We start from the raw sequence: 24,129 nt of genomic DNA on the forward strand, positions 1-24,129 counted from the left end.
CTCCGCTCCGACTGCTCCGCTCCGACTGCTCCGCTCCGACTGCTCCGCTCCGACTTCTCTCCACTTCTCTCTATATTTAGTCATCAAGCCGATTTCTCTTTGACCTGATTTTAGTGATTGTAGCCGATCAGCAAAATGACTATAATGTAGAAGATTTGGAATTCTTTAGACTTGGACTCACGAAAGGGGACATATCATGAACGAAACCGGTTCTATCAAGGACGCGAGACAACTGGGCATTCCCAAGATGCTGATCCTTGGCCTCCAGCACATGTTCGCCATGTTCGGGGCGACCGTCCTGGTGCCGATCCTGGTAAACAGCTATTTCCAGGGACAGGGAATGAGCGTACAGGTCACCCTCTTTGCCGCCGGCGCGGGAACACTGATCTTCCACCTGATTACCAAGCGCAAGGTCCCCGCCTTCCTGGGTTCCTCTTTCGCCTTCCTGGGCGGTTACGCCGCCATTGCGGCGCTCAATACGGGCGTCTACGCCTCGATGCCCATGCATGAGAAGCTGGCCTATGCCAATGGAGGCGTCGTTGTCGCCGGCCTTCTCTACCTGCTCTTAGCCCTTGTCATCAAGCTGGCGGGCGTCAAGAAGGTCATGCGCTTCCTCCCCCCCGTTGTGACCGGTCCCATCATCATCTGCATCGGTTTGAGTCTGGCTCCCTCGGCCATCGGCAACGCGGCCACCAATTGGCCCCTGGCAATCATCGCCTTCCTGGTCGTCGTCTTCTTCGAGATCTGGGGCCGGGGCATGTTCAAGATCATTCCCATCCTGATGGGTGTGGTCATCGCCTACTTCTTCGCCCTTGGTTTCAACGCCGCCGGTATGACCAACGCGGATGGTTCGGCGATCCTCAACTTCAGCCGGGTCGCTTCCGCCTCCCCTGTCGCCCTCCAGCCCTTCTTCCTCTGTAAGTTTGATATCACCGCCGTCCTTGTCATGGCTCCCATCGCAATTGCGGCCATGATGGAGCACATCGGAGATATATCCGCCATCTCCGCGACTGTCGGCCAGAATTTCATCACCGATCCAGGCCTGAACCGGACTCTGGTCGGGGATGGCATCGCCACCGCTTTCTCCGCCATCATCGGAGGCCCCGCCAATACCACTTACGGGGAGAACACCGGTGTCCTGGAGCTCTCCGGGGTGCATGACCCCAAGGTCATCCGCCTGGCCGCCCTCTATGCCATCCTCCTCTCCTTCTCTCCCAAGTTCGCAGAAATCATCACCACCATGCCGGCCGCCATCATCGGAGGCATCTCCTTCATCCTCTACGGGATGATCTCTGCCATCGGTGTGAGAAACGTCGTCGAGAACCGGGTAGACTTCACCCGCACCAGAAACCTGATCATCGCGGCTGTCATCCTCGTATCCGGCCTCGGTTTCTCTGAGGGGCTGACCTTTCAGGTCGGCGGCGCCCACATTACTCTGACCTCTTTGGCCATTGCCTCCATCCTTGGCATTATTATGAATGCCGTCCTTCCCGGCAATGACTATGTCTTCATGGAGGGCGACATGTCCGAGATCAAGAATGACCTCATGCTCGATGAGGAGAGCCGTAAGCATCACCGCTAAGCGCTCTTGTCAGTTCCCTGTTCAGGGCGTTATTTACGGACTGGGCCCCGATATCATCTCCCAGACCCTGTTCTAAGACAGAGATCTCTCCGCAGATATCAAGTCCCAGGATCTCTCTCTTCGCATCACAGGCGCGGAGGAGCCCAAAAAGCTCCTCCGCGCTTGTCACTCCCTGGCTCCAGTTGCAGAAGGCCTCTCCCGGACGAAGCAGGTCCTTGTCCAGGGAGATATAGATGGGAAGCGCTCGATCCTCTCTGAGACAGGATGCTTCAGACGGATCTGTCACATATGGCGAGCCGAGAATCTTCTCCGCGTCCCGGTATTCCACCCATTCCCAGGGGTCTCTCCTCGCGTCAAAGTCTCCCGGAGCATCTCTGTATTCTTCGATCGACGCCTCACCCCCGCCGAGCCTTCGCCAGGAGCGGAGGACAGTGATGCGGGGATCAAGCGGCTCCTCCCTCTCGCACTCTCTCAAGAGAGGGTCTTCCACCCCATAGAGGAAGACCCTCTTCAGATGAGGCAGCCGGTCCAAGGCCTCCTTGACCCAGCCCCCGCAGGAAGTGATCGCTCCGAAGGAGGGACTCTGCATATCCGGGTGGTTATCCAGCAGCAGAAGTTCAAAATCCACCTGAATTTTCTCCAGGAAGAAGAGGCTCAGGTAGTGATAGTTGCCGGAATCCAGAAAGTGCACCTGCGTCCGCAGGGCCCCGCTCTCTTCCAGCCGTCTTCGGATCTCCTCCTTGGCCTCTTCATCGCAGTAACAGTTGGTTCCGGGAATATCGGTCATATCCAGAAAGCAGGTCCCGGTCTCCGGATAGAAATCCTGGGACTCGTAGATGCCGGACATATTCATCACTGTGCAGTCTGCTGCCATGCGCTCCTCCTGAATTTGACATTATCCCCAGTCAGATTAAAATAAAAGTACGAAAGACGCATTCTCGAAAGGGGGCCTGTATGTATCCTGTAATTACTATTTCCCGTGAATTCGGCAGTGGCGGACACACCATCGGAAAGAAAGTTGCCGAGAAGCTGGGGATCCCCTTTTATGACGGGCAGATTGTCACCCGGGTCGCCCAGGACAGCGGCTATGCGGAGACCATGATCGAGGACCAGGGAGAGTACTCCAGCGGGACCAATAACTGGTTTGACGTCTCTGCGGCAAGCGCCATGTACTTCCAGAGTCCCCAGGATGAGATCTTCCTGTCCCAGCGCAAGGTGATCTTGGACTATGCCGCCAAGGGCCCCTGCGTCATCGTCGGCCGCTGCTCGGACTACATCCTCCGTCATGCCGATATTCGGTCTCTCAATGTCTTCATTCACTCCGACATGGAGCACCGGATCGAGCGCATCCGGGACCGCTACGAGAAGATTGAGAATGTCAATCCCAAGAAGCGGCTTGAGAAGAAGGACAAGCAGCGCAAGACCTACTATCGCTACTACACGGACCAGATCTGGGGCGACTACCATAACTATGACATCAACTTAGACAGCGGCAGCTTAGGAGAGGACAACTGCGTCAATATTATCTGCGACATGGCCAAGGCCATGGACCGGTGATGCCATCCCTGTCTCCTGATTCCCGGTATCTAATCGAATCGAACTCCTGATAAGAAAAACTGTTCTAGCGCTGTGTCGGAGGGAATTTCCCCGGCACAGTGCTTTTTTAGGTCGTTTTCGCCCCCGTCTGCCTCTCCCAGAAGTCGACCGCCTCAGAGAGCCAGCCCTCCGCCTGAGTCCCGATCCCCAATCCAATCCCGTGCGGCAGGCGAAAATACTTGCGGTAGAGGCAGGGGACCTGCTTCTCCTCCAGGGCCTGGGCCATCACGTCCGCATGGTGGCTGGCCGGCGTCAGGACATCAACCGCTCCTGAGAACATATAGCAGGGCGGAAAATCCTCGGTGATCCACTTCTGGACGCAGACCGAGTCCCGCTTGGCCCGGGACTGCCTCCAGCCGAAATAATAGAGATTGGACCGCTCCGTGAAGTAGAGGCCGATCAGTCCCTTCCAGATATTCCAATAGGGATGGTCCATCCAGTGATTGATATTGGTCCAGGGATAGCCCATGATGATGGCCCCCGGTTTGGCCGTCCCGTAAGCCTTCCAGCCGTATCTCTCCGTCCCGTAGAGACCCACCAGGTTCCCCCCGGCTGAGAATCCGATCAGGGCATAGTCCTCGGGGTCCACATCAAATGCATCCGCGTGTTCCGTCACATAACAAATGGCTCGAGCCAGGTCTCGCGTGGGCGCATAGGATCGGGCCGCAAAACCAGTCCGGTATTCCAGGACAAAACAGGTATAGCCAAGCTCATTCATGCGGGCCGCAATGGCGTACCCCTCCTTGTCGGTGCAGAGGTGCGCGTAGCCTCCCCCGGGACATATGATGGCAAACTTGCGTCTTTCTTCTCTCCTGCACGTTCTCATGCAGCTTTTGTCCCGGACACGGCGCTCAGCTTCGCTCCGGCCGGGACCCTTGCTCAGACCTGGGCCCGTGCTCTGGCCGGCCCCTTTGCTCAGACTTGGGCCTTTGCTCAGGCCGGGGCCCTTGCTCCGGCCGGCCTCTTCACTCTGCCCGGATGCTCTGCTCAGGCCCGGCCCCTCATCTCTGGGAAAGACGGACAGGCGGACCTGGCCGAGCTTCTTCTCCCTCTCTATCTCATCCAGACCGAAGAGGGGGACCTGGCGAAAACGCCCCTGAGCCATAAGCGTCCGAATCCGTCTTCTTCCCCGCTCGACATCATTGGCCCTGCGGTTGATCCACTCCATCCTGAGACCGGATCCTGCCGTGAGGATCGCAGACCCGCCCAGGTAAGCGAGTATGAGCTTTCTGACATGCTTCTGATTAATGATTGACACGAAAGAACCTCTGCCTTTCCGGATCGCGCCTGTGACAGACGGCCTGCCTGCGAGCGACCCGCAGCCGGCCTGAATCAGATTTCCGCTCAGACGAAGATATCTCCGTCCTCCCCCTTCCGGGCCAGAAGACCGGCCAGGGTGGTCTCCCCCCAGGAGTAGTTGCTCAGATAGGACCCGGTGAATAAATTCCGGTACTCCTTTTCCCCTGTCAGATAGTCAAACAGGTCGCAGGAAACCCGATCGGGGACGATTCTCCGCTTGCCGTCGACCGTCTCGACAATATCCGCAATCCCGTACTCCTCCAGCAAGTTCTTGAGACGCAGAGCCACCTTGCGGTAGCGGGACAGGGTGACGGAGCTTACGAACTCATCCTCCCACAGGAAGCTGACCGCCTCGTCCGAGGAGATGAAACCGCCCCTGCGGTCCACCAAAAGGGCCAGGAGTTCCTTGGACTTCTTGTTCCGAAAGGCGATGGGCTTGCCGTCCACAAAGACATCAAAATAGCCGAAGCTGCGGATGAATACCTCCGCTTGTTCCGGGGACTCTCCCTGCCGCTTGGCGTCCCGGTCTCCTCCGATCCTCCGGTCCCATCTACCTCTCTTCTCCTCGGCCTGCTCGCTGACATGATAGAGCATGACGTAGCGGGGGCCCTCTCCCCCGCAGTCCCTCTCCGAGCATACGGCCTTGATCCGGCGGTCCTCCCCCCGGTTGAAATCAAAGTAGTCAAATTCCGCCTCTCCGTCCTGCAGCAGAGCCTCGAAATCCTCCAGAGATGCCTCGGAACAAGAGGCAAGTTCCTCCAGAGAGATCCCTTCCCGAACCAGCGTAAGCCAACGGTCCTCAGTGACGCCGAAGAACTCCGCCACATTCTCGGAGGCATAGAGGGGTCGGACGCGATGATCGGGCATGACCTCAAAGGCTGCCACGCCGTCTGTGAAGTTCTGAATCAGTCCCTTCATGTTCTTTCGAAGACGGTCGTTCTCGCCGGCCAGGCCCTTCTCTTCCTCCGGGCTGCGGCGGACACAGAGGAAACGGCTGGTCTCATTGAACTTGAGGAAAACTGCTGTATAGACGGCTTGCTCATCTCTCCCGGAGCGAAAACGGATCTGGGGCGGAAGCTGCGTCGGAAGCTGTCCGGTCTCGGCGGCTTCCTCGCAGAGGAAGCATCTGACTCTCTCCTGATCCTCCTCCGCCACGGTCTGCCGCAGCCAGCGGTCCCTTGCGTCTGAAGTCTGCATGGCGATATTCTCGAAATTCCTGAAGGCAGATTCAGGCCCGGCCTGCAGGCAGGTCACGGTGCCCTCCTCCTGATTAAAGCTCAGGATCTCCTCGTAGACTTCCGAGATGGCCCGCAGGTAACGCCGGTCCTCCTGCTCCCTCTTGTGACGGTACCGGTCTGTAATATCCATGCAGACCGACTGAAACTCCTCTCTTCCATCCGGCAGAAGAGCCTTCGTCACCCAGCCGTAGACCCGAACCCTGCTGCCGTCGCAGGCCAGGAGGGTCATCTCTCCCGCCACCGGCATGCCGCGCCGGTGCACCAGCTTGAGATAGGAGGCAAACCGTCGTCTATCCCCGATCGGGATTGCCAGGAGAATGTCATTCATATAGGAGGCTGCCTCTGTCCCGGATCCGCTGTCATCCGGATTCACATGCAGGATCTCAAGCATCCGGCGGTTTACGTAAGTCACTCTGGGCTGCTTCTCACAGCCATACCGGAGAAAGCCGCAGGGAATCGTCTCATTGAGAAAGCGCAGGTCCCCGTTGGTCTCAGCCAGGTCTGAGACATCCGTTATGAAGGCCTCTCCTGTGATCTGTCCGTCACGCTTGCAGACCCGCAGGCTCTCACGGACATGGCGGACCTGCCCCCCTTCCGTCAGAAGGCGATAGTCCAGATGGCCGGTCCAGCCCGGCTTCTTCCCCGCCGCAGCCAGAAAGTCCCGGTGCTTAGCCAGGTCCTCCGGGTGAATCCGGCAGGCCTTCAGTCCGGCGGGCCGGTCCTCCGCCTGCGCCGGGCCATCCTCTGCAAACAGATAGGTTCGAGATCCGCTGACCTCTTCTCCTTCTCCACCTGCACGCTCCTGCCCTTGCTCCTGTATATCAGACATTCCCTTCTCCCATCCGAGTCAACCACCCCCTACTACTTTAACACAAAAGCCTCTCAGACAGGCCGGTTCATCTGCGCCTCCTGCCCGATCCGGCGGAAGCGCCTGTAACGGTTACCGAGCAGGTCAGGATCGGCCTCAAGGGTCTCAATTTCCCGCAGAAGAGCCCTCTTCATCCTGGCGTAGAACTTGCTGCTGCCTAGGTCCCGCTCTTTTACGATCCTGTCCACCACGCCCAGGCTCCTGGCATCCTCCGCAGTCAGGTGCAGGTTCTCCGCCGCCTCATCCGCCTTCTTGACGTCTTTCCAGAGGATGGATGCACAGCCTTCCGGAGAAATCACCGAGTAGTAGCTGTTCTGCAGCATCCAGACCCGGTCGGCATAGCCAAGGCCAAGCGCGCCTCCGGATCCCCCCTCGCCGATCAGGACAGAGATGATCGGGACCGACAAGGTGGACATCTCCATCATGTTCTCGGCAATCGCAAGTCCCTGGCCCCGCTCCTCAGCCCCAATCCCGCAGAAGGCGCCGGCAGTATCAATCAGGCAGATGACCGACCTCCCGAACTTCTCCGCCTGCTTCATGAGCCGAAGGGCCTTCCGGTAGCCCTCCGGCTGGGGGCCTCCGAAGTTGCGCCGCTTATGCTCTTTTAGATTGTGTCCCTTCTCAATGGCCACAAGCGTCACGGGCCGGTCCTCAAGCAGACCGATTCCTCCGACCATCGCCGGATCATCGGCATACCTCCGGTCTCCGTGAAGCTCTATAAAGTCATCCGCAAGCGCATGGATGTAATCAAGGCCGGTGGGGCGCCCCGAGTCCCTGGCCTGTCGCACGCGGTCATATGCTGTAAGTGTGGAAGTCTTATCCATTGCTGCCTCTTTTCAACCTAAATGCCCTCTCCGCCGGCCGGGTCTCCAGATCCGACTGCCTCCGGGCGATATCCGTGCATCACAAGAATCTGTCCCAGCCTCTCCCGCTGCTCCCGCCGGTCCAGAATGGCATCACAGAAGCCGTGCTCCAGGAGAAAGTCCGCCCGCTGAAATCCATGCGGCAGGCGCTTTCTCGTGGTCTGCTCTATGACACGGGCCCCGGCAAATCCGACCAGGGCGTCCGGCTCGGCCAGAATCAGGTCGCCCTCCATGGCAAAGGAAGCGGTCACCCCACCCGTCGTAGGGTCCGTCAGGACCGTGATATAGAGAAGGCCCGCATCGGAATGCCATTTGACTGCCGCTGAGGTCTTGGCCATCTGCATAAGAGAGAGAAGGCCCTCCTGCATGCGGGCGCCGCCGGAAGCCGTAAAGCCGATGACCGGCAGTCGGCGGCGGACCGCATATTCAAAGAGACGGGTGATCTTCTCTCCCACAATCGACCCCATAGACCCCATCATGAAGTTGGAATCCATGACGAAGATCGCCGTCGAAATGCCCCGGATCCTGCCGATTCCCGTCACGACCGCCTCGGTCTCCCGGGTCGTAGCTCTCGCCCTCTGCAGCTTCTCATCATAGCCCTTGAATCCCAGGGGGTTCTCAGAGACCAGGTCGGCATTCAATTCCCTGAAGCTTTCCCTGTCACAGAGCAGGTCAAGACGGTCCTCTGCCCCCAGGCGAAAATGGTGCCCGCAGGGACATACCTGCGCGTGCTCCTCCAGATAGGAGAGGCTGATCTCCTTGTGGCAATTGGGGCATTTTCTGACCGGCTCGCCCGCATCCGCCTGCGGCTTACAGGCGCTTCTGCCGCCGAACTCAAGCGTATTTTTCGGTTTCTTAAAGTGAAGAGGCATCTTACAAGTCCTTATCTGTCATTTGAAGTCAGCGATGGGTATGTACCGCGGGAATCTCTCCCTTTGGATTTCTCACTTCGGATTTCTTACTTCGGATTTCTCCCTCCGGATTTCTCACTTCGGATTTCTTATTTCGGATTTCTTACTTATTTCCCAGGAAGGTCAGGTCGTAATTTCCCGAGGTGAATCGCTCGTCCTCTACGATCTTGATCTGCTCGTCCACATTGGTCGGGATCCCGTCAATGACCAGTTCGCAGAGGGCCGCCCGCATCTTGCGAAGGGCTTCCTCCCGGGTCCTCGCATAGACGATCAGCTTGCCCAGGAGAGAATCGTAGTAGGGAGACAGTTCCGTTCCCTCGATCAGAAAGCTGTCGAAGCGAACGTGCAGGCCCCCGGGGACATGCAGCATATTCAGCCGCCCGATCCCCCTGGCATTGATCCTGCACTCGATGGAGGACCCGGTCAGACGGACTTCGTCCTGGTCAAAATCCAGGGCAATCCCCGCCGCAATCCGGATCTGCCACTTGACAATGTCTATCGAGGTCAGCATCTCGGTCACGCAGTGTTCCACCTGCAGGCGCAGATTCATCTCCATAAACCAGAAATTGCCCTTGCTGTCATAGAGGAACTCCATGGTGCCGGCGCCCACATAGCCGATTTTCTTTGCCGCCCTTGTCACCAGCTTTATCATTCTGCCCCTCTGTCTGTCGGAGACGGCCGGGGAGGGGGTCTCTTCCAGGAGCTTCTGATTGCGGCGCTGAAGAGAACAGTCTCTCTCCCCCAGACAGACCACCTTGCCCTGCTCGTCCGCTAAGATCTGCAGCTCGATATGACGGGCCGGAAAGATATACTTCTCCAGGTAGAGGGTCCCGTCTCCGAAGGCTGCGGCCGCCTCCTGCGTGGCCTCCGGAAAGGCCCGGGTCAGCTCGGCATCGTTTCTGATGAGGCGAATTCCCCTCCCCCCGCCGCCGGAGCAGGCCTTGAGCATGACCGGATATCCGATGTCCCCGGCCAGGCGGATGGCTTCCTCCGGACTTGCCACCGCCTCGGTGCCCGGAATGACCGGCAGGCCGGCATCAGCCACCAGATCTTTCAGAAGCGCCTTGTCTGCGAACTTCTCCATGAAGTCCGGATCCGGCCCGATGAATACGATGCCGTTGTCCCGGCAGAGCCTGGCGAAGTGGGCGTTCTCCGAGAGAAAGCCATAGCCCGGATGGATGGCCTGGGCTCCGGTCATGAGGGCCGCCGAGATGATCTGTTTCTCGTTCAGATAGGACGCTCCCGCCTCCGGTCCACCCACGCAGACCGCCTGGTCTGCCAGGGCCACATGGAGGGCCTCCCGGTCGACGGTGGCGTACACAGCCACCGTGGCGATCCCCATCTCCTTGCAGGCCCGTATAATACGAACCGCAATTTCTCCCCGGTTTGCAATCAGTATCTTGGAAAACATCAGATCCCTCCTGTGATGGCAAAAGCGAAGTCAGCGGAGACGCAGAGGCGGTCTCCCACCCGGATGGCCCCCCTGCAGAAGTAGAAGGATCCCTTCGATCTGCTGATCTGACACCGGGCCTCAACCGTGTCCCCCGGCCGGACCGGAGACCGGAATTTCACATGATCCAGACCCGTGTAGACCGGCAGCTTCCCATCTTCCAGTTCTTCTCTCATGAGGACGCAGGCCGACTGGGCCAGGATCTCACAGAGGATTACCCCGGGCACAATCGGGTTCCCCGGGAAATGCCCCTTGAGGAAGAACTCATCTCCCCGCACATGATAGCGGGCCACGGACTCCCCGCCGATTCTCTCTGCCTCATCCAGCAAAAGCATCTGATCCCTGTGCGGAAGGATCTTCATGATTTCCTGACGATTCATACTTACTCCATCTCAAAAAGCACTGTTCCATACTCCACCAGCTGACCGTTCGAGGCACAGATCCGGCTGATGACGCCGTCCTCCTCGGCCGTCACCTCATTGAGCAGTTTCATGGCCTCGACGATACAGAGGGTCTGTCCCTTCCTGACATGGTCCCCGATCGCGACAAAGGGCTTGCCGTTCTCCTCGGCGGCCGCATAGAAGATGCCGACCAGAGGGGAGCTGATCGTCTTTCCGGCGGAGGCCGTCGCCTCCGCCCCGGTCGTCTTCCCGGGCTCTCTTGTGTCCGCGCTCTCGCCCAAGACGGGGGCAGGATCCCTTGCGGCCGGAAGACTGACAAGATCCGGCTCCTTCTTTCGCTCCAGGCGGACTCTCGTCTCGTCATTGCTGATCTCAAGGCCTGTCAGGTCCAGTTCCTTCATCAGGCCGGCATACTTTCTGATCTCCTTCTCGTTCATCCTATTTCACCTTTCTGAAAGCCAGACACACATTGTGGCCTCCGAAGCCAAGCGAGTTGGACAGGGCCAGGGTCAGGTCCTGACGAACCGCTTCCCCTGCGACATAGTTGAGGTCGCAGTGCTCATCCTTCTCCAGCAGGTTGATGGTCGGCGGGACAAGGCCCTCCTGCAGGGCAAAGAGACAGGCCAGGGCCTCGACGGCTCCAGCCGCCCCCAGCATGTGTCCCGTCATGGACTTGGTCGAAGAGACCCAGGGCTTCCGGGCGTTTGCGTCGCCAAATGCCGCGTGAACTGCCTTGCACTCCACCAGATCGTTCATCGGCGTCCCGGTTCCGTGTGCGTTCAGGTATACCCGATCGCTGTCCATGTACTTGGCCTCGTCCATGGCAATCTCCATGGCTTTGGCCGCCCCGCGGGCCTCCGGCTCGGGAGACGTGATGTGGTAGGCGTCACAGGTCGTTCCGTAGCCGCAGATCTCCCCGTAGATCTGAGCGCCGCGATCCCTGGCATGCTCGTATTCTTCCAGGACCAGAGAGACGGCGCCCTCGCCGATTACGAATCCGTTGCGCCGCTTGTCAAAGGGCAGGGAGGCCGCATTGGGATCCGTGGAAGTGGACAGGGCCTTCATATTGGCAAAACCGGCCACAGAGGAGGGGCAGACCGCGGCCTCCGTTCCGCCTGTGATAACCGCGTCCGCATAGCCGTGCCGGATGAGGCGCATGGCCTCTCCGATGGCGTTGGATGCCGAGGCGCAGGCCGTGACCACCGGCATGGCCGTCCCCCGGCAGTCGTGGTGGATGGCGATCATGCCGGCCGCCATATTGCAGATCATCATGGGAACGAAGAGGGCAGAGACGCGCCGGGGTCCGCGCTCCATGAGATTCCTGTATTCCTTCTCGAAGGTCTCGATCCCTCCGATTCCCGTCCCGAAGATCACGGAAAACCGATCGGGATCAACCCGGCCCTCAATGGCAGAGTCCTCCGCCGCCTGCCGGGCCGCTGCCACGGCAAACTGCGTAAAGCGGTCGCAGCGGAGGATCTCCTGCCTGTCCATATACTGACCGGGATCAAAATCCCGAACCTCAGCGGCCAATGTCGCCTTGAAGCCCTCCGGGTCGAACTGGCTGATTCTGGCAATCCCGTTCCTGCCGTCCCGCATGGCCTGCCAGGTCTCCCTGACGCTGTTGCCCAGGGGAGTAATGGCTCCCATGCCGGTCACTACAACTCTTCGAAAGTCACTCATTCTGTCCTCCATAACATATGCCTGCCGCCTCATCCGGCCGGCGGATTTCTTCATGCCCCGATACCGCCGTCCACCCGCAGCACCGCTCCGGTGACATAGGAGGCGTGGACCAGATACGCCACGGCATCGGCTACGTCTTCCGGCCTTCCCATCCGTCCCAGGGGAATCCTCTCCACCATAGGATTGTCCGCCTGGTCCCGGGTCATATCGCTTGCGATAAAGCCCGGTGCTACTGCATTGCAGCGGATCCCTCTGGAGGCCAGCTCCCTGGCCACCGTCCTTGTCAGCCCGATCAGTCCCGCCTTGGAGGCTGAGTAATTGGCCTGGCCCGGGTTCCCCATCAGCCCCGTGATGGAGCTGATATTGACAATGCACCCCTCTCTCCGGCGGAGGAAGAGGCCGGAGGCGTGGCGTATCAGGTTGAATGCCCCCTTCAGATTGGTGTCAATCACAGCGTCGAAGTCCTCCTCCTTCATGCGGACGATCAGGCCGTCTCTTGTGATCCCCGCATTATTGACCAGGATCTGAAAACCCCCGAAGTCCTCCTTCACCAGGTCGACAAGCTCCCGGACCGCATGAAAATCAGACACATCGCACCGGTAGGCCCGGGCCTTCACTCCGTAGTCCCGGATACAGGCGTCACAGACTGTTTCGGCCCGATCCGCATTGCCGACATAGACGGCTGCGATATTGACTCCCTCCGAGGCCAGCCGCCTTGCGATCGCCTCCCCGAGTCCCCTTGAAGCCCCGCTGATCAGGGCTGTCTTATCTCCTGTCATGCCTTATCCTCCAGCATCTCCCGGTAGGTGACCGCTGTGAGATCAGCGGATATTCTCCGAATCATATTGGTCAATGTTCTGCCCGGTCCGATCTCAATGAAATGGTCGACGCCGTCTCTTATCATATTGCGGACCAGCTCTTCCCAGCGGACGGGGTGGCAGAGCTGGGATGAGAGCAGTTCCGTGACATTCTCCCCATAGGGCTCCGCCGTCCTGTCGGAGTAGAGGGGGAGGAGGTGACGGCCGGCCGCAGAGGCCGCAAGCGCAGAATCCTCCTCCGCCCGGGCAAGCTCTGCGGAAACCGCCTCCGCAAAGGGCTCCCGGGCCCCCTCCATAAAGGGGGAGTGGAAGGCTCCGGCTACCCGCAGAGGGATTGCCCTTCCTCCGGCCTTTCTGACATCAGCCATAAAATCCCGTATCTGCCCTCTTGCCCCCGCCACGGAAGTCTGGCCGGGGCAGTTGTAATTGACCGGATAAATCCGGTCATAGCTTTGGGCCAGCCGGTCTACCTGTGCAGAGTCAAGCCCCAGGACCGCCAGCATTCCGGTCTCCTCACGGTCAGCGCAGGCCTGCATCAGGTCAGCTCGCCGGATCACGAGGCGGAAGCCCGCCTGACAGGAGAAGTACCCGGCAAAGGCCGCCGCGGTAAGCTCACCCAGGGAAAAACCCGCCAGGCAATCCGCCCGGATTCCCCGCTCTTGCAGGGCCGCCGCCGCCGCAAGTTCCATGGCATAGAGGCAGGGCTGGGTATTGCTGGTCCTCTTCAGCTCCTCTGCGCTTCCATGAAAGCACATGGCAGAGGTGCCCGGGCGGATGGCATCGCAGGCGGCGAAGACTTCTTGGGCCGCTCGGGAGGACCGATACAGGTCCTCTCCCATCCCGGGATACTGGTCACCCTGTCCCGCGAAGACAAATGCTACTCTAGCCATGCGACCGCTCCTTCCAAGACTCTCTCTGCTCCCCTGACCACATCTTCGATGATGGCGGCGGCAGGCTCCTCTTTCTTGACCATAGCCGCAACCTGGCCGCAGAGGAAGGAGCCCTCCTCCAAATCGCCCTCTTGAACTGCCTTTTTGAGGGCTCCGACCCCCATGGCCTCCAGCCGGTCCGCGGGCAGGTCCGAGAACTCCTTCCTGGCATAGTCCCTGGCGAACCTGGTTCGAAGACTGCGAACCGGGTGGCCCAGCTTCTTTCCTGTTACCATGGTGGCGCGATCATTGGCCTTTAAGACCTGGTCTCTGTACACCGGGGAAATCGTGCACTCCTCGGCTGCGAGGAAACGGGTTCCCATCTGAACCCCGCAGGCGCCCAGCATGAGGGCGGCCGCGAATCCGCGGCCATCGGCAATCCCGCCGGCCGCAAGAACGGGCAGGTCGGTGGCGTCCGCAATCAGAGGGACCAGAACCATAGTAGTCAGCTCTCCCACATGGCCGCCGGACTCACCGCCCTCGGCGATCAGGGCGCTTGCCCCGATCCGGGTCATGAGCCTTGCCATGGCGACGGAGGCGACCACCGGGATGACCTTGATGCCCGCCTCCCTCCACTTCTTCATATAGGGAGCCGGATTGCCCGCCCCGGTCGTGACGACAGGGACCGCTTCTCTTGCGACCAGCTCTGCAACCGCGGAGGCGTGAGGACTCATAAGCATGATGTTGACCCCAAAGGGCTTGTCTGTCAGAGACCTGGCGACCCGGATCTGGTCCCGGACATAGTCAGCCGGGGCATTTCCGGCTGCGATGATCCCCAGACCCCCGCCCTCGGAGACGGCGGCTGCCAGCTTTCCGTCGGCAATCCAGGCCATTCCCCCCTGAAAGACGGGGTAGCGGATTCCAAGGAGCCGGCATATTCTCGACTGCTTCATGCCCTCAACCCTTCTTGGACTGAATGAATCGATCCAGGTCTGCAATGGTTGCAACCGGTTCGTCCAGGTCAATCTCAATACCGATTTCATCCTCCAGACTCATCAGGAGATCTACCGTGTCAAGTGAATCAATACCCAGATCCGCGAAGCTGCTCTCGGGCTTGATTGTCGACGGATCCACACCGATCCGATCCGCAACTACCTTGGCGATCACATCAAAATACATTCTCTATTCCTCTCTTTCTGTCTCTGATTTCTCCCCCGCTAAGGATTTTCCCCTCCGTTTCTCCGGAGGCGTCCTTGCGGGGAAACCGTCTTAATCTTAGCCCCTCCCTGTTCCCCGCCTGCCCCCTTCCTGTTCCGGGAGCGTTCCAAAAGTGGGGTCATTCTGTGAAATATGCTCCCGGCCAAAGAGACGGCAGGAATAAAATCCCCGGGCGCACACAAAAAAAGACGGGATCAGCCCCGCCGTGCATTTCACATGCAGCTGTGGGCCGATCCCGTCACTTCCCCTATCTGTATATCCGTCTGCTTCTATGCATCCGGCTGCTTTTATTCCTCTGTCCGCCTCTGCATCAGTCCGGCCGGCAGGCCTTGCGGCCCGGCCTTAGAGGCCGAAATCCGGGATAGAGGCAAATCCCCTCTCCAGGTCTTCCTCCGTTGGAATATAGTCTGCCATCTTTCCGTCATTGAAGGACTCATACGCCTTCATGTCGAAGTAGCCTGTGCCTGTGAGGCCGAAGACAATCGTCTTCTCCTCCCCCGTCTCCCTGCAGGCGACCGCCTCATTGATAGCCGCCCGGATGGCGTGGCTTGATTCCGGAGCCGGGAGGATCCCCTCAGTGCGGGCGAAGAGCTCCGCCGCCTCGAATACGGAGGTCTGCTCCACAGAGACCGCCCGCATGTATCCATCGTGGTAGAGCTTGGAGAGGATCGGGCTCATTCCGTGATAGCGGAGGCCCCCCGCGTGATTGGCGGAGGGAATGAAATCATGCCCCAGGGTGTACATCTTGGCAAGGGGGGTCACCTTGCCGGTGTCGCAGAAATCATAGACGAATCTCCCCCTGGTCAGAGAGGGACAGGATGCGGGCTCTACAGCGACCAGATCATAGTCTGCCTCCCCCCGCAGCTTCTCTCCGGCAAAAGGAGCGATCAGGCCCCCGAGATTCGATCCTCCCCCCGCGCATCCGATGATCATGTCCGGTTTCACGCCCAGCTTGTCGAGGGCGGCCTTGGTCTCAAGACCGATGATACTCTGATGGAGGACCACCTGATTCAGGACAGACCCAAGCACATAGCGGTATCCCTCTGTCTTGAGCGCCGCTTCCACGGCCTCGGAAATGGCACAGCCCAGGGACCCGGTTGTGCCCGGATGCTCTGCCAGGATCTTCCGGCCGACCTCGGTCAGATTCGAGGGGGAGGGAATCACTCCTGCCCCGTAAGTGCGCATGACTTCTCTTCGGAAGGGCTTCTGCTCGTAGGAGACCTTGACCATATATACCTTGCAGTCGAGTCCGAAGAAGGAGCAGGCCATGGACAGAGCTGTTCCCCACTGGCCCGCTCCGGTCTCGGTTGTCACCCCCTTGAGCCCCTGCTTCCTGGCATAATAGGCCTGGGCAATGGCCGAATTCAGCTTGTGGCTTCCGGACGTGTTATTCCCCTCGAATTTGTAGAAGATATGGGCCGGCGTATCCAGCGCCTTCTCCAGAAATTCGGCGTGAACAAGGGGAGAGGGGCGGTACATCTTGTAGAAGTGATAGATCTCATCCGGAATGGGAATCTCCCGGTCCCTGTCATTGAGCTCCTGCTCAGCCAGTTCCCTGCAGAATACCCCAGAGAGCTCGTCGACTGTCATGGGCTGCAGCGTCTCGGGATTCAGAAGGGGCGCCGGCTTATCCTCCATGTCGGCGCGAAGATTATACCAGGTCCTCGGGATCTCATTTTCCTCCAGATAGGTCTTGTAGGGTGTCTTGAACTCTGTCATCGTGTCTCCTTTCCTCGATCCCTGATCCGATCGAAAACCCGGACGCAGCGGTCCGTCAACCTGCATCATACCGCGTGGCCGGAACACGAAAAAAGCCCCTGTCCACTACGATACGTAGGGACAAGAGCGTATACTCCTGCGGTGCCACCCTATTTGACGCGAACCCTTCGCGCCCACTCACGCATACTAACATATGCCGGATTTTGATCACGGAGATCCTGCTCCGTCTCACCTACTCAGTCACCCGTTCGGCTCGCCCTCAGAAGCCCATTCAGAATACAATTCCTGCCGCCATCCCACCGCCGGCGGCTCTCTTCAAGGAATCGAGGCATTCCTACTATTTCTTCCTCACTGGTTTGTTGCCTACTATAAGCTTTCTTCCGCGGCCTGTCAATCATTTTCTTATACCGGTTTCTGACCTTTTTCCGGTCCTGTCCTTTTCCCGGTCCGGTCCTTTTTCCCGGTTCTGACCTTTTCCAGTCCTGTTCTGTCCCGATGGCCTCCGGCCGGCTCACAATCCCGGACCTCTTCCCCGCATCTGCGCCCGATAGGAGGCTTCCAACAGGCCGATATTCATGGCGGCGAAAATGCCCAGATAGAAGGGCATAATCCAAATCCCGACCGCATGCTGCAGGAGGCCGAATACCATGGGCATGAAGGTGCTCCCCACATAGGCCGATGCCATCTGAAGTCCGATGACGGCGGCGCTGTACTTCCTGCCGAAGTTGATGGGGGCCATATGCTGAATGGCGGGATAGACCGGCCCCATGCCGGTGCCTATGATCACAAATCCCACTGCGGCAGGCAGGTAGGCCTGAAAGGGGATGAGGACCAGCAGGATCCCGATTCCCTCTATGATAATGCCGATCCTGATCCGCTCCGGGTCCCCCAGCCTGCTGGCAGTGAAGCCGGAGATCAACCTCCCCAGCATAAGTCCGCCGAAGATCAGAGACCCGAAGGAGGCGATCTTCTCATCCGACAGTCCCTCCTTCATCCCGGCGAAATAACTTGGGACCCAGAGGAAACAGGTCGCCTCTCCCGCACAGTAGGCGAAGAAAGCGATCAGGGTGGATACCACACCCGGCACTGCCAGGGTCTCCCGGATCCCTGCGCTGTCCTTCGTCTCCTCCTCCCGTCCGGCCTCACTCTTCTTCCAGAGGGGGAGGGAGAGGATGACAACCGCGAGGATCCCCATCTGGATGAAGGAGGTCCACCGGTAACCCTCATTCCATCTGGCGAACTTGAGAGCCAGATACATGATGTAGGGGCTGATCACTGCACCGACCCCGTAGAAGCAGTGCAGGAAGTTCATGGACGCCCCGGAATAGTGATTGGCCACATAGTGGTTGATTGAGGCGTCAATGGCCCCGGCCCCCAGCCCATAGGGAACGGCGGCCGCAAAGAGCATCCAATATTCCCCGCAGAAGGAGAAGGCCAGCAGGCCAAATATGGTCAGGGCAATCGAGAAGATGCAGATCCACTTGGTGTGAAAGCGCCGGATCAGCCTGGGACTTACAAGGGCGGAAACGATGGTCATGAAGGATATGGTCATGGACACGTAGCCGGCATAGGACGAGGGCACGCCGAGGGCGGTCTGCATCACAGGCCATCCCGATCCGAGCAGGGAGTCCGGGAGTCCCAGGCTGATGAAGATCAGATATATTACCACCAATAATAAAGAAGCCAATTCCCCTCTCCCATAGATCCCGTCGCTATCAATCACACTTGAAAGAATCAACGGAGCGGGTTTCGGACAACCCGCTCCATCCATTCAATGCCAGGACCAGCAGCAAGCCCAATAAAACGATTTTCTCAATTACTTCTCCCGCTAGAGAAAATGTATCTGCTATATCCTAACATCGTTTGATTTGCATATCAATTGCGCTCAATCCGTGAAAAGCATCCGCTTTGACCTCTTCATGTAAAAGGCTGTTTGTTCCCGTTCAAAAGATTTTCTGACTGAATTGCACACAGGCTCCGCCATCTTTTCTGTTTGAGAGCTCGACGGTTCCGCCAAGCCGGTGTACCAACTGCTTTACCGTATACAGACCCAGGCCGGAGTGGCCTTCGCCGCTTTGCCGGGCCTTGTCACCTCTGTAAAATCGTTCCGTTGCGCGCTCCAAATCTTTTTTGCTGAATCCAGAGCCCGTATCACACACTCGATATGTGATGGCTTTCTGATCTGCCAGAGCAGAGATCAGGATTTTCCCATTTGCAGGCGTATAGCGCAGACTGTTGGATACGAGATTATCAAAGATACGGTCCAGCTTGTCCGTATCAAGGAGATATACGGCATGTATGCTGGCATCATCACATAACTCGATTGAAAGGGCTTTTTCCTTTGCCTCTAATTCATATTGCTTTACTTTCTCGGAGAGGAAACCATACAAGTCCGCCTCTGTGAGTTCTGATTCGTTTCCGGCCTGCTCAGACTCGGAAGCGGCCTGCATTTGCTGAACAAGCTTGCTGCATTTATGGGCGTTTTCCTCAATGACAGACAAGTACCGATGGTCTCTTTCGGGATTTGTGCTTTTCCTGTCCAGGAGGGATTCTGTGTAGGCCAGAACGATGGAAATGGGTGTCTTTAAGTCGTGTGCCAATGCCTCAACCATCTCCACGCGCTCCCGTTCCATTTCCCACTGAGCGGAGAGGGAAGTCTTTAATTCCGCCTGCATTTCTGAAAAAGCAGTACAGAGCTTTCCCAGTTCGTTCTCTGAATCGTAGTGGATCTCAAAATCCAGGTCCTTGTTCTTTATCTTCCTTGCCGCTTCCATCAAAAGCTGCAAAGGTCGGTTGATCCGCTTAATGAACTGCCTGGAGAACAACATCGTAAACAGGATGATATACAGCACGGGAGAAAACAATGCCGCGACAATTACGCCCAATGCCCAGTACCCCCCGCTGCCCACGACGGATATTTTCAGCTTATAGATGAGGGCCACGGCCCCCTCCATTTTCCCGTCCTCGCCCGTAAGCGGGATCACATGCAGGTATGTATTCTTATCCGAATAGACCTCTGTTGTGTTCAGATGGTTGATCAGGTCAGCCTTCGAGGAGAAAATGGGGTCGGTATTTGTCCCATAGAGGACGGCTGCGCTGCTGTCCACGACCTGATAGGAAATGCCGTCACCCCTGATGAAGCTTTTCAGCCCATCTTCATTTTCCCGGGATAGTAACTTTGTGTTTTCACCCCGCACATACTGATCGATGGCCGGAATCTGCAATTCATAATAGTTTGCCGGATAAATGCCCCTGTTCTGTTCCATCAGATACAGGGCGACGGCGAGGGACCATGTGATCAGTGTTGCCGCAATAGATGCGACGGCGATCCATGTGACCGTCATACGGAAACCGCCGGCAAGAGATTGTTTTTTCATGCGCTCACCAACTCCTATATACGGTTCCATTTGTAGCCGATGCCCCATACCGTAGAAATATACTCTGTGCCTTGGGATAGCTCGGCAAACTTCTTTCGTATTTTCCGAATATGCTCCACAACCGTATAAGCGTCACCGTCAGAGTCATATCCCCATACCCTTTCGTAGATATGTTCCCTGGAGAAAACCTGTCCGGCATGGAGCGCCAGAAGCTCAACGATGTCGTATTCCCGTTTGGATATGGGAACTGTTTCTCCGCCGATTTTCACCCTATGCTCCGACAGGTCAATACTTAATTCGCTGAAGTACAGCTTTGTGCGCTTCTTCTCCGCATTGATGTACTGAGACCGCTGTTCCCTCCGAAGGTTCGCGTCGATCCTTGCTAAAAGTTCCCTGAGCCCGAAGGGTTTTGAGATATAATCATCCCCGCCGAGTGTCAAAGCGCGGATTTTATCGCTTTCCGCCTGCTTTGCGCTCAGGAACAGGATGGGGCACAGAACCTCGCCACGGATTTTCCGGCAGACCTCAAATCCATCCATCTCCGGCATCATAATATCAAGGACAATGAGCTCCGGCTGTTCTCTTGCAAGCGCCACGCCGTCTACCCCGTTATAGGCTGTCAAAACCCGATGACCCCGCGCCGTGAGCTCGTCCTGCAGAAGGGCGACCAGTTCTTTTTCATCGTCAATGATCAATATTTTACTCATTTACTGTCTGCTCCTTTTTACCGCTACCGACAAACAGCTTACACCGGATCATCTGCACAAGTCCGGTCTGCGACCATCACGGCTGCACAACCGATCCGTCCTCGCAGGCGATAGGACCCAAAATGAGCGTGTCCCTTGCTACCGTGATGCTTCCCATTTGTTAAACCAGATGATTCCGCCGACATAACAGGCGATCAGACAGATCAGGACGGCAGTCGTGCCAATGATGAGCTGCTGCAAAACAGCGCCCGATGAGATTTCAGCCGGGGGCATATTCATTCCGGCAGTGAATCTCAAATAGGCCCCCGGCAGGTTTGCTAACCGTGACGGCCATGTCCAGGGGATGAACATCCAGATTTTATCGCCCAGAACCGTCGTTCCTATGACTGTCGCCATCACAAGGCCGCCGATGCCGATGCCGATCGAAGTTCCCGTTCCCCAGGTAAAGCTCAGCCACAAGTGGAGCGCCAGAAGCGGCAGCGTCCCGTAAAGTTCAAGGATCATCGCGAAGATGAATATGGCCCATCCGTTCACAGTCCCCGGAGAAGCGATGCTCATCCCGATACAAAAGACAATCAGGGCAATGACCGTGCTGACCGCATTGCAGAGAAACAGCGTCCAGAACTTTCCGGCATAGAGAGCCCTTCGGGGAATACTTGTGCTGAGATAGCCTGTGAAATTACCGGCCAGTTCTTCTTCCTGGACGATGAACGCCGCAAGAATACTGATGGCCAGAGGAACAACAAACGCGGCCCATGCAATGTAGAATCCCTGAAATACATTGATTTCTTCCAAGTCGCTTCGCATGGAAAAATAGGCGACGCCTGCCAGAGAAAACAGGACAGGAAACAGGAAGGTCAACCGGCGAATCGCCGTCCGCTTCGTCTTGGTCCATTCGGATGACAATACTGAAATCATTTCAACTCCCTCCTTTGAAACCACAGTGCGGTAACTCCGGTCACTGCAAAAAAGCCGACAAGGGAAAGGGTGATCCCAACGGGCAGAACCGAAGGGTCCAGCAGAGGATCGCCCGCATCCAGCATGACACCATTGGGGCCTAATTGCAGGACAGGGCACATCATACGTGTTCCCCAGCTCCACGGGACCAGGAACCAGCAGGATTTTTTAACGACAAACATTCCTGCCGTCAAGCCTACAAAGCCCACTCCCATGCTTGCAAACATACCTCTCCCCGTTGCGGCCCATAGCTGAATCGGAATAAGCGCAAGACACGAGAGCCAGGCGAGGAAATCTGCTGACAAGATCATTCTCCATGGAATCTCCCATTTCCCATCGGTGATCGTAATCAGTCCGGAGCAGATCGTCGCCGCAAAGAGGATCAGCGTTGCGATGAAAGTAAACAGCGCCATCACAGCCACTTTGTTGATCCATAGCCGGCCGGGGGAATACGCATGTGCGCGTAAGCTGCGGTAATTCCCTGCTTTTTTCTCCTGCAAATCGATCAGGTATGCAAATAGCGCAATGCCAAGGGGCAGGAATATGACCGTCCAGATATTAAACACCATCGTATACACGTGTTCCCAGCCGCGCACAACGTCCTTCGGCATGAGCCAGATGCCGGGCATTGCCTGGAGGACAAAGAACAGAGGCAGCAGGATCACAAGTTTCTTTGTGAAGGTTCTTCTGTATTTCAGCAGCTCAGACTGTAATCCATTCATCTGTGCGGGCCTCCTTTGATTACCTCCATGAAGAACTCCTCCAAATTCTCATCCCGGTTTGGGGCACCCTGGAACATCAGCTTCCCTTGATTGATAATGCCAATCTCATCCACGACCTGATCAACCTCAGAAAGAATGTGGCTGGAGAGGATCACCGTCATACCTTTTTTCGGGAAGCTGACAAGCAGTTCACGCAGCTCCTGGATACCCACCGGATCGAGCCCGTTGGTGGGCTCATCCAATATCAGCAGGGAGGGATCATTCAGCAGGGCAATGGCGATCCCAAGCCGTTCTTTCATGCCGAGCGAGAACTGTGAGGCGCATTTACTGCCGGTGTCCTTCAGATCAACGATTTCCAAAAGCTCATAGATTTTATCTTTCGGGACGCCCAGGAGCTTTGTGTGAACAAGCAGGTTTTCCTCAGCTGTCAGGTTTCCGTATAATGCAGGCTCCTCAATCAGCGCGCCGATCTTCACAAGGTGGTCCCGCCTCCAGGGCTCTCCGTCAAAAAGGATTTCCCCTTTTGTGGGACGGAGCAATCCCAGGATCAACTTCAGTGTGGTGGATTTTCCCGCGCCATTCGGGCCAAGCAGTCCATAAATGGTATTCCTCTTAATCTCCAGCGAGACACCGCTCACGGCAAGCTGTCCGGAAAATTTCTTTGTCAATTCTCTTGTTTCAAGAATATTGTCTCTCATCCTACCAACCGTTCCTTTCCTTTCTTGAAAGCCGTAACTTTCCCTTTACAAGCATAGGATAGGGGACAATTATCAAGAAACTATCATGATTTCAAAGATTGTAAATTCAGTGACAAAAATCCGAGCTGTTTCTGCATATGAATAAAGCCGCGTAAACGGCTTGTTTACGCGGCTTTTCAAGTATTTGCAGCAATCGATTAACGCTTTGAGAACTGGGGTGCGCGACGGGCTGACTTGAGACCGTACTTCTTGCGCTCCTTCATGCGAGGATCTCTGGTCAGGAAGCCTGCTGCCTTAAGGGCAGGTCTGTACTCCGCATCTGCCTCGAGCAGGGCGCGGGCGATGCCGTGGCGGATTGCTCCCGCCTGACCGGTGTAGCCGCCTCCCTTGACATTTACCTGCACGTCGAACTTGTCCAGTGTGTCTGTCGCATTGAAGGGCTGGCGAACAACCACCTTGAGGGTCTCAAGACCAAAGTACTCGTCGATGTCCGTCTTGTTGATTGTGATCTTGCCGGTTCCGGGAGTCAGGTAGACTCTCGCTACGGATGACTTCCTTCTGCCGGTTCCATAATACTTCGTGTTAGCCAATGTCTTATCCTCCCTATCGATTAAAATGCAAGAGTCTCAGGCTTCTGTGCCGCATGCTTGTGGTCAGGGCCTGCATATACGAAGAGCTTCTTGTACATCTCAGAACCAAGAGGTCCCTTGGGGAGCATACCCTTGACAGCGTGCTCGATGACTCTCTCGGGGTGCTTCTCGAGCATCACGCGAAGACTGGTCTCCTTGAAGCCGCCGACGTACTCGGAATGTCTGTAGTAGATCTTCTGGTCCAGCTTACGGCCGGTAACAGCGACCTTCTCGGCATTGATGACAATGACGTAGTCACCGCAGTCTGCGTGGGGCGTGTAGATGGCCTTGTTCTTGCCTCTTAACACTCTTGCGATCTCAGAAGTCAGACGGCCAAGGGTCTGTCCCTCTGCGTCAACTACATACCACTTTCTCTCGATCTGCGTCGGGTTCGGCATATAAGTCTTCATCCGGATAATCCTCCTAAATATTGTCTTGGCGCATGCCGCCGGGCAAATGTCCGAAAGACCGGCAGCACACTGTTTATAGTCAAAACGCAATTTCGGGGCTTTTGAACTTGCGTTTCT

Annotated in this window: 24 protein-coding genes and 1 other annotated feature; of the genes, 2 read left to right on the plus strand and 22 right to left on the minus strand. The window is 57.2% G+C overall.

Annotated features, from left to right (window positions below; translation table 11 throughout):
* Positions 1–196: 196 nt before the first annotated feature.
* Entirely contained in the window at positions 197–1,582 is a 1,386-nt protein-coding gene (locus ACO5R6_RS04890) for a uracil-xanthine permease family protein (protein ID WP_485626068.1), read from the plus strand.
* On the opposite strand, the gene ACO5R6_RS04895 is transcribed toward ACO5R6_RS04890, so the two are convergent.
* Positions 1,545–2,456: a hypothetical protein gene (locus ACO5R6_RS04895; RefSeq protein ID WP_485626069.1), complete on the minus strand. Its 912-nt coding sequence runs from the start codon at positions 2,454–2,456 to the stop codon at positions 1,545–1,547. The genes ACO5R6_RS04890 and ACO5R6_RS04895 overlap by 38 nt on opposite strands.
* An 80-nt stretch (positions 2,457–2,536) precedes the next feature.
* Here ACO5R6_RS04895 and ACO5R6_RS04900 point away from each other — a divergent pair, with 80 nt between their 5' ends.
* Positions 2,537–3,139, plus strand: a complete 603-nt coding sequence (locus tag ACO5R6_RS04900) for a cytidylate kinase-like family protein (protein ID WP_485626070.1) — start codon at positions 2,537–2,539, stop codon at positions 3,137–3,139.
* A 106-nt stretch (positions 3,140–3,245) separates the two neighbouring features.
* Here the strand turns inward: ACO5R6_RS04900 and ACO5R6_RS04905 are convergent, their stop codons facing one another.
* From ACO5R6_RS04905 to rplM, 21 genes are all read right to left on the minus strand, one after another.
* On the minus strand, positions 3,246–4,436 hold the full coding sequence (locus ACO5R6_RS04905) for an alpha/beta hydrolase (RefSeq protein WP_485626071.1): 1,191 nt from the start codon (positions 4,434–4,436) through the stop codon (positions 3,246–3,248).
* An 86-nt stretch (positions 4,437–4,522) separates the two neighbouring features.
* Positions 4,523–6,544, minus strand: coding sequence for a hypothetical protein (locus tag ACO5R6_RS04910; protein WP_485626072.1), 2,022 nt, complete (start codon positions 6,542–6,544; stop codon positions 4,523–4,525).
* A gap of 53 nt (positions 6,545–6,597) precedes the next feature.
* Complete coding sequence (gene accA / locus ACO5R6_RS04915; RefSeq protein WP_485626073.1) at positions 6,598–7,407, minus strand: acetyl-CoA carboxylase carboxyl transferase subunit alpha; 810 nt, start codon at positions 7,405–7,407, stop codon at positions 6,598–6,600.
* 17 nt (positions 7,408–7,424) lie between these two features.
* The gene (accD, locus tag ACO5R6_RS04920) at positions 7,425–8,318 is read right to left on the minus strand and encodes an acetyl-CoA carboxylase, carboxyltransferase subunit beta (protein ID WP_485626074.1); all 894 of its coding nucleotides are present in this window, start codon (positions 8,316–8,318) and stop codon (positions 7,425–7,427) included.
* 142 nt (positions 8,319–8,460) lie between these two features.
* A complete protein-coding gene (locus tag ACO5R6_RS04925) occupies positions 8,461–9,768 on the minus strand; it encodes an acetyl-CoA carboxylase biotin carboxylase subunit (RefSeq protein ID WP_485626075.1) in 1,308 nt (435 codons plus the stop codon).
* A complete protein-coding gene (locus ACO5R6_RS04930; RefSeq protein ID WP_485626076.1) occupies positions 9,768–10,187 on the minus strand; it encodes a 3-hydroxyacyl-ACP dehydratase FabZ family protein in 420 nt (139 codons plus the stop codon). Before ACO5R6_RS04930 ends, ACO5R6_RS04925 begins: the two co-directional genes overlap by 1 nt.
* A gap of 2 nt (positions 10,188–10,189) precedes the next feature.
* Complete coding sequence (gene accB, locus ACO5R6_RS04935; protein WP_485626077.1) at positions 10,190–10,645, minus strand: acetyl-CoA carboxylase biotin carboxyl carrier protein; 456 nt, start codon at positions 10,643–10,645, stop codon at positions 10,190–10,192.
* A 1-nt stretch (position 10,646) separates the two neighbouring features.
* Positions 10,647–11,888, minus strand: a complete 1,242-nt coding sequence (fabF, locus tag ACO5R6_RS04940) for a beta-ketoacyl-ACP synthase II (protein WP_485626078.1) — start codon at positions 11,886–11,888, stop codon at positions 10,647–10,649.
* Positions 11,889–11,938: 50 nt separating this feature from the next.
* On the minus strand, positions 11,939–12,667 hold the full coding sequence (gene fabG, locus ACO5R6_RS04945) for a 3-oxoacyl-[acyl-carrier-protein] reductase (protein ID WP_485626079.1): 729 nt from the start codon (positions 12,665–12,667) through the stop codon (positions 11,939–11,941).
* Entirely contained in the window at positions 12,664–13,596 is a 933-nt protein-coding gene (locus ACO5R6_RS04950) for an ACP S-malonyltransferase (RefSeq protein WP_485626080.1), read from the minus strand. Before ACO5R6_RS04950 ends, fabG begins: the two co-directional genes overlap by 4 nt.
* A complete protein-coding gene (locus tag ACO5R6_RS04955) occupies positions 13,584–14,528 on the minus strand; it encodes a nitronate monooxygenase (protein ID WP_485626081.1) in 945 nt (314 codons plus the stop codon). Before ACO5R6_RS04955 ends, ACO5R6_RS04950 begins: the two co-directional genes overlap by 13 nt.
* A gap of 4 nt (positions 14,529–14,532) precedes the next feature.
* A complete protein-coding gene (locus ACO5R6_RS04960) occupies positions 14,533–14,754 on the minus strand; it encodes an acyl carrier protein (protein ID WP_485626082.1) in 222 nt (73 codons plus the stop codon).
* A 381-nt stretch (positions 14,755–15,135) separates the two neighbouring features.
* A complete protein-coding gene (locus tag ACO5R6_RS04965) occupies positions 15,136–16,512 on the minus strand; it encodes a TrpB-like pyridoxal phosphate-dependent enzyme (protein WP_485626083.1) in 1,377 nt (458 codons plus the stop codon).
* 113 nt (positions 16,513–16,625) lie between these two features.
* Positions 16,626–16,873: a binding site (T-box leader), on the minus strand.
* A 150-nt stretch (positions 16,874–17,023) separates the two neighbouring features.
* Complete coding sequence (locus tag ACO5R6_RS04970; protein WP_485626084.1) at positions 17,024–18,199, minus strand: MFS transporter; 1,176 nt, start codon at positions 18,197–18,199, stop codon at positions 17,024–17,026.
* 256 nt (positions 18,200–18,455) lie between these two features.
* Positions 18,456–19,889 carry an ATP-binding protein gene (locus ACO5R6_RS04975; RefSeq protein ID WP_485626085.1) on the minus strand — a complete coding sequence of 478 codons (1,434 nt, stop codon included), beginning with the start codon at positions 19,887–19,889 and terminating at the stop codon, positions 18,456–18,458.
* Between the two features lie 14 nt (positions 19,890–19,903).
* Positions 19,904–20,596 carry a response regulator transcription factor gene (locus ACO5R6_RS04980; RefSeq protein ID WP_485626086.1) on the minus strand — a complete coding sequence of 231 codons (693 nt, stop codon included), beginning with the start codon at positions 20,594–20,596 and terminating at the stop codon, positions 19,904–19,906.
* 138 nt (positions 20,597–20,734) lie between these two features.
* Positions 20,735–21,514, minus strand: coding sequence for a lantibiotic immunity ABC transporter MutG family permease subunit (locus ACO5R6_RS04985; protein WP_485626087.1), 780 nt, complete (start codon positions 21,512–21,514; stop codon positions 20,735–20,737).
* The gene (locus ACO5R6_RS04990; protein WP_485626088.1) at positions 21,511–22,275 is read right to left on the minus strand and encodes a lantibiotic immunity ABC transporter MutE/EpiE family permease subunit; all 765 of its coding nucleotides are present in this window, start codon (positions 22,273–22,275) and stop codon (positions 21,511–21,513) included. The genes ACO5R6_RS04985 and ACO5R6_RS04990 overlap by 4 nt, the downstream gene beginning before the upstream one ends.
* Positions 22,272–22,973 (minus strand): lantibiotic protection ABC transporter ATP-binding protein, encoded by a 702-nt coding sequence (locus ACO5R6_RS04995; protein WP_485626089.1) that lies wholly within the window; start codon positions 22,971–22,973, stop codon positions 22,272–22,274. Before ACO5R6_RS04995 ends, ACO5R6_RS04990 begins: the two co-directional genes overlap by 4 nt.
* Before the next feature lie 197 nt (positions 22,974–23,170).
* Positions 23,171–23,563 carry a 30S ribosomal protein S9 gene (gene rpsI / locus ACO5R6_RS05000; RefSeq protein WP_485626090.1) on the minus strand — a complete coding sequence of 131 codons (393 nt, stop codon included), beginning with the start codon at positions 23,561–23,563 and terminating at the stop codon, positions 23,171–23,173.
* Positions 23,564–23,583: 20 nt separating this feature from the next.
* Entirely contained in the window at positions 23,584–24,012 is a 429-nt protein-coding gene (gene rplM / locus ACO5R6_RS05005) for a 50S ribosomal protein L13 (RefSeq protein WP_485626091.1), read from the minus strand.
* Positions 24,013–24,129 lie beyond the last annotated feature (117 nt).

The sequence above is a fragment of the Shuttleworthella sp. genome, from assembly GCF_057251025.1.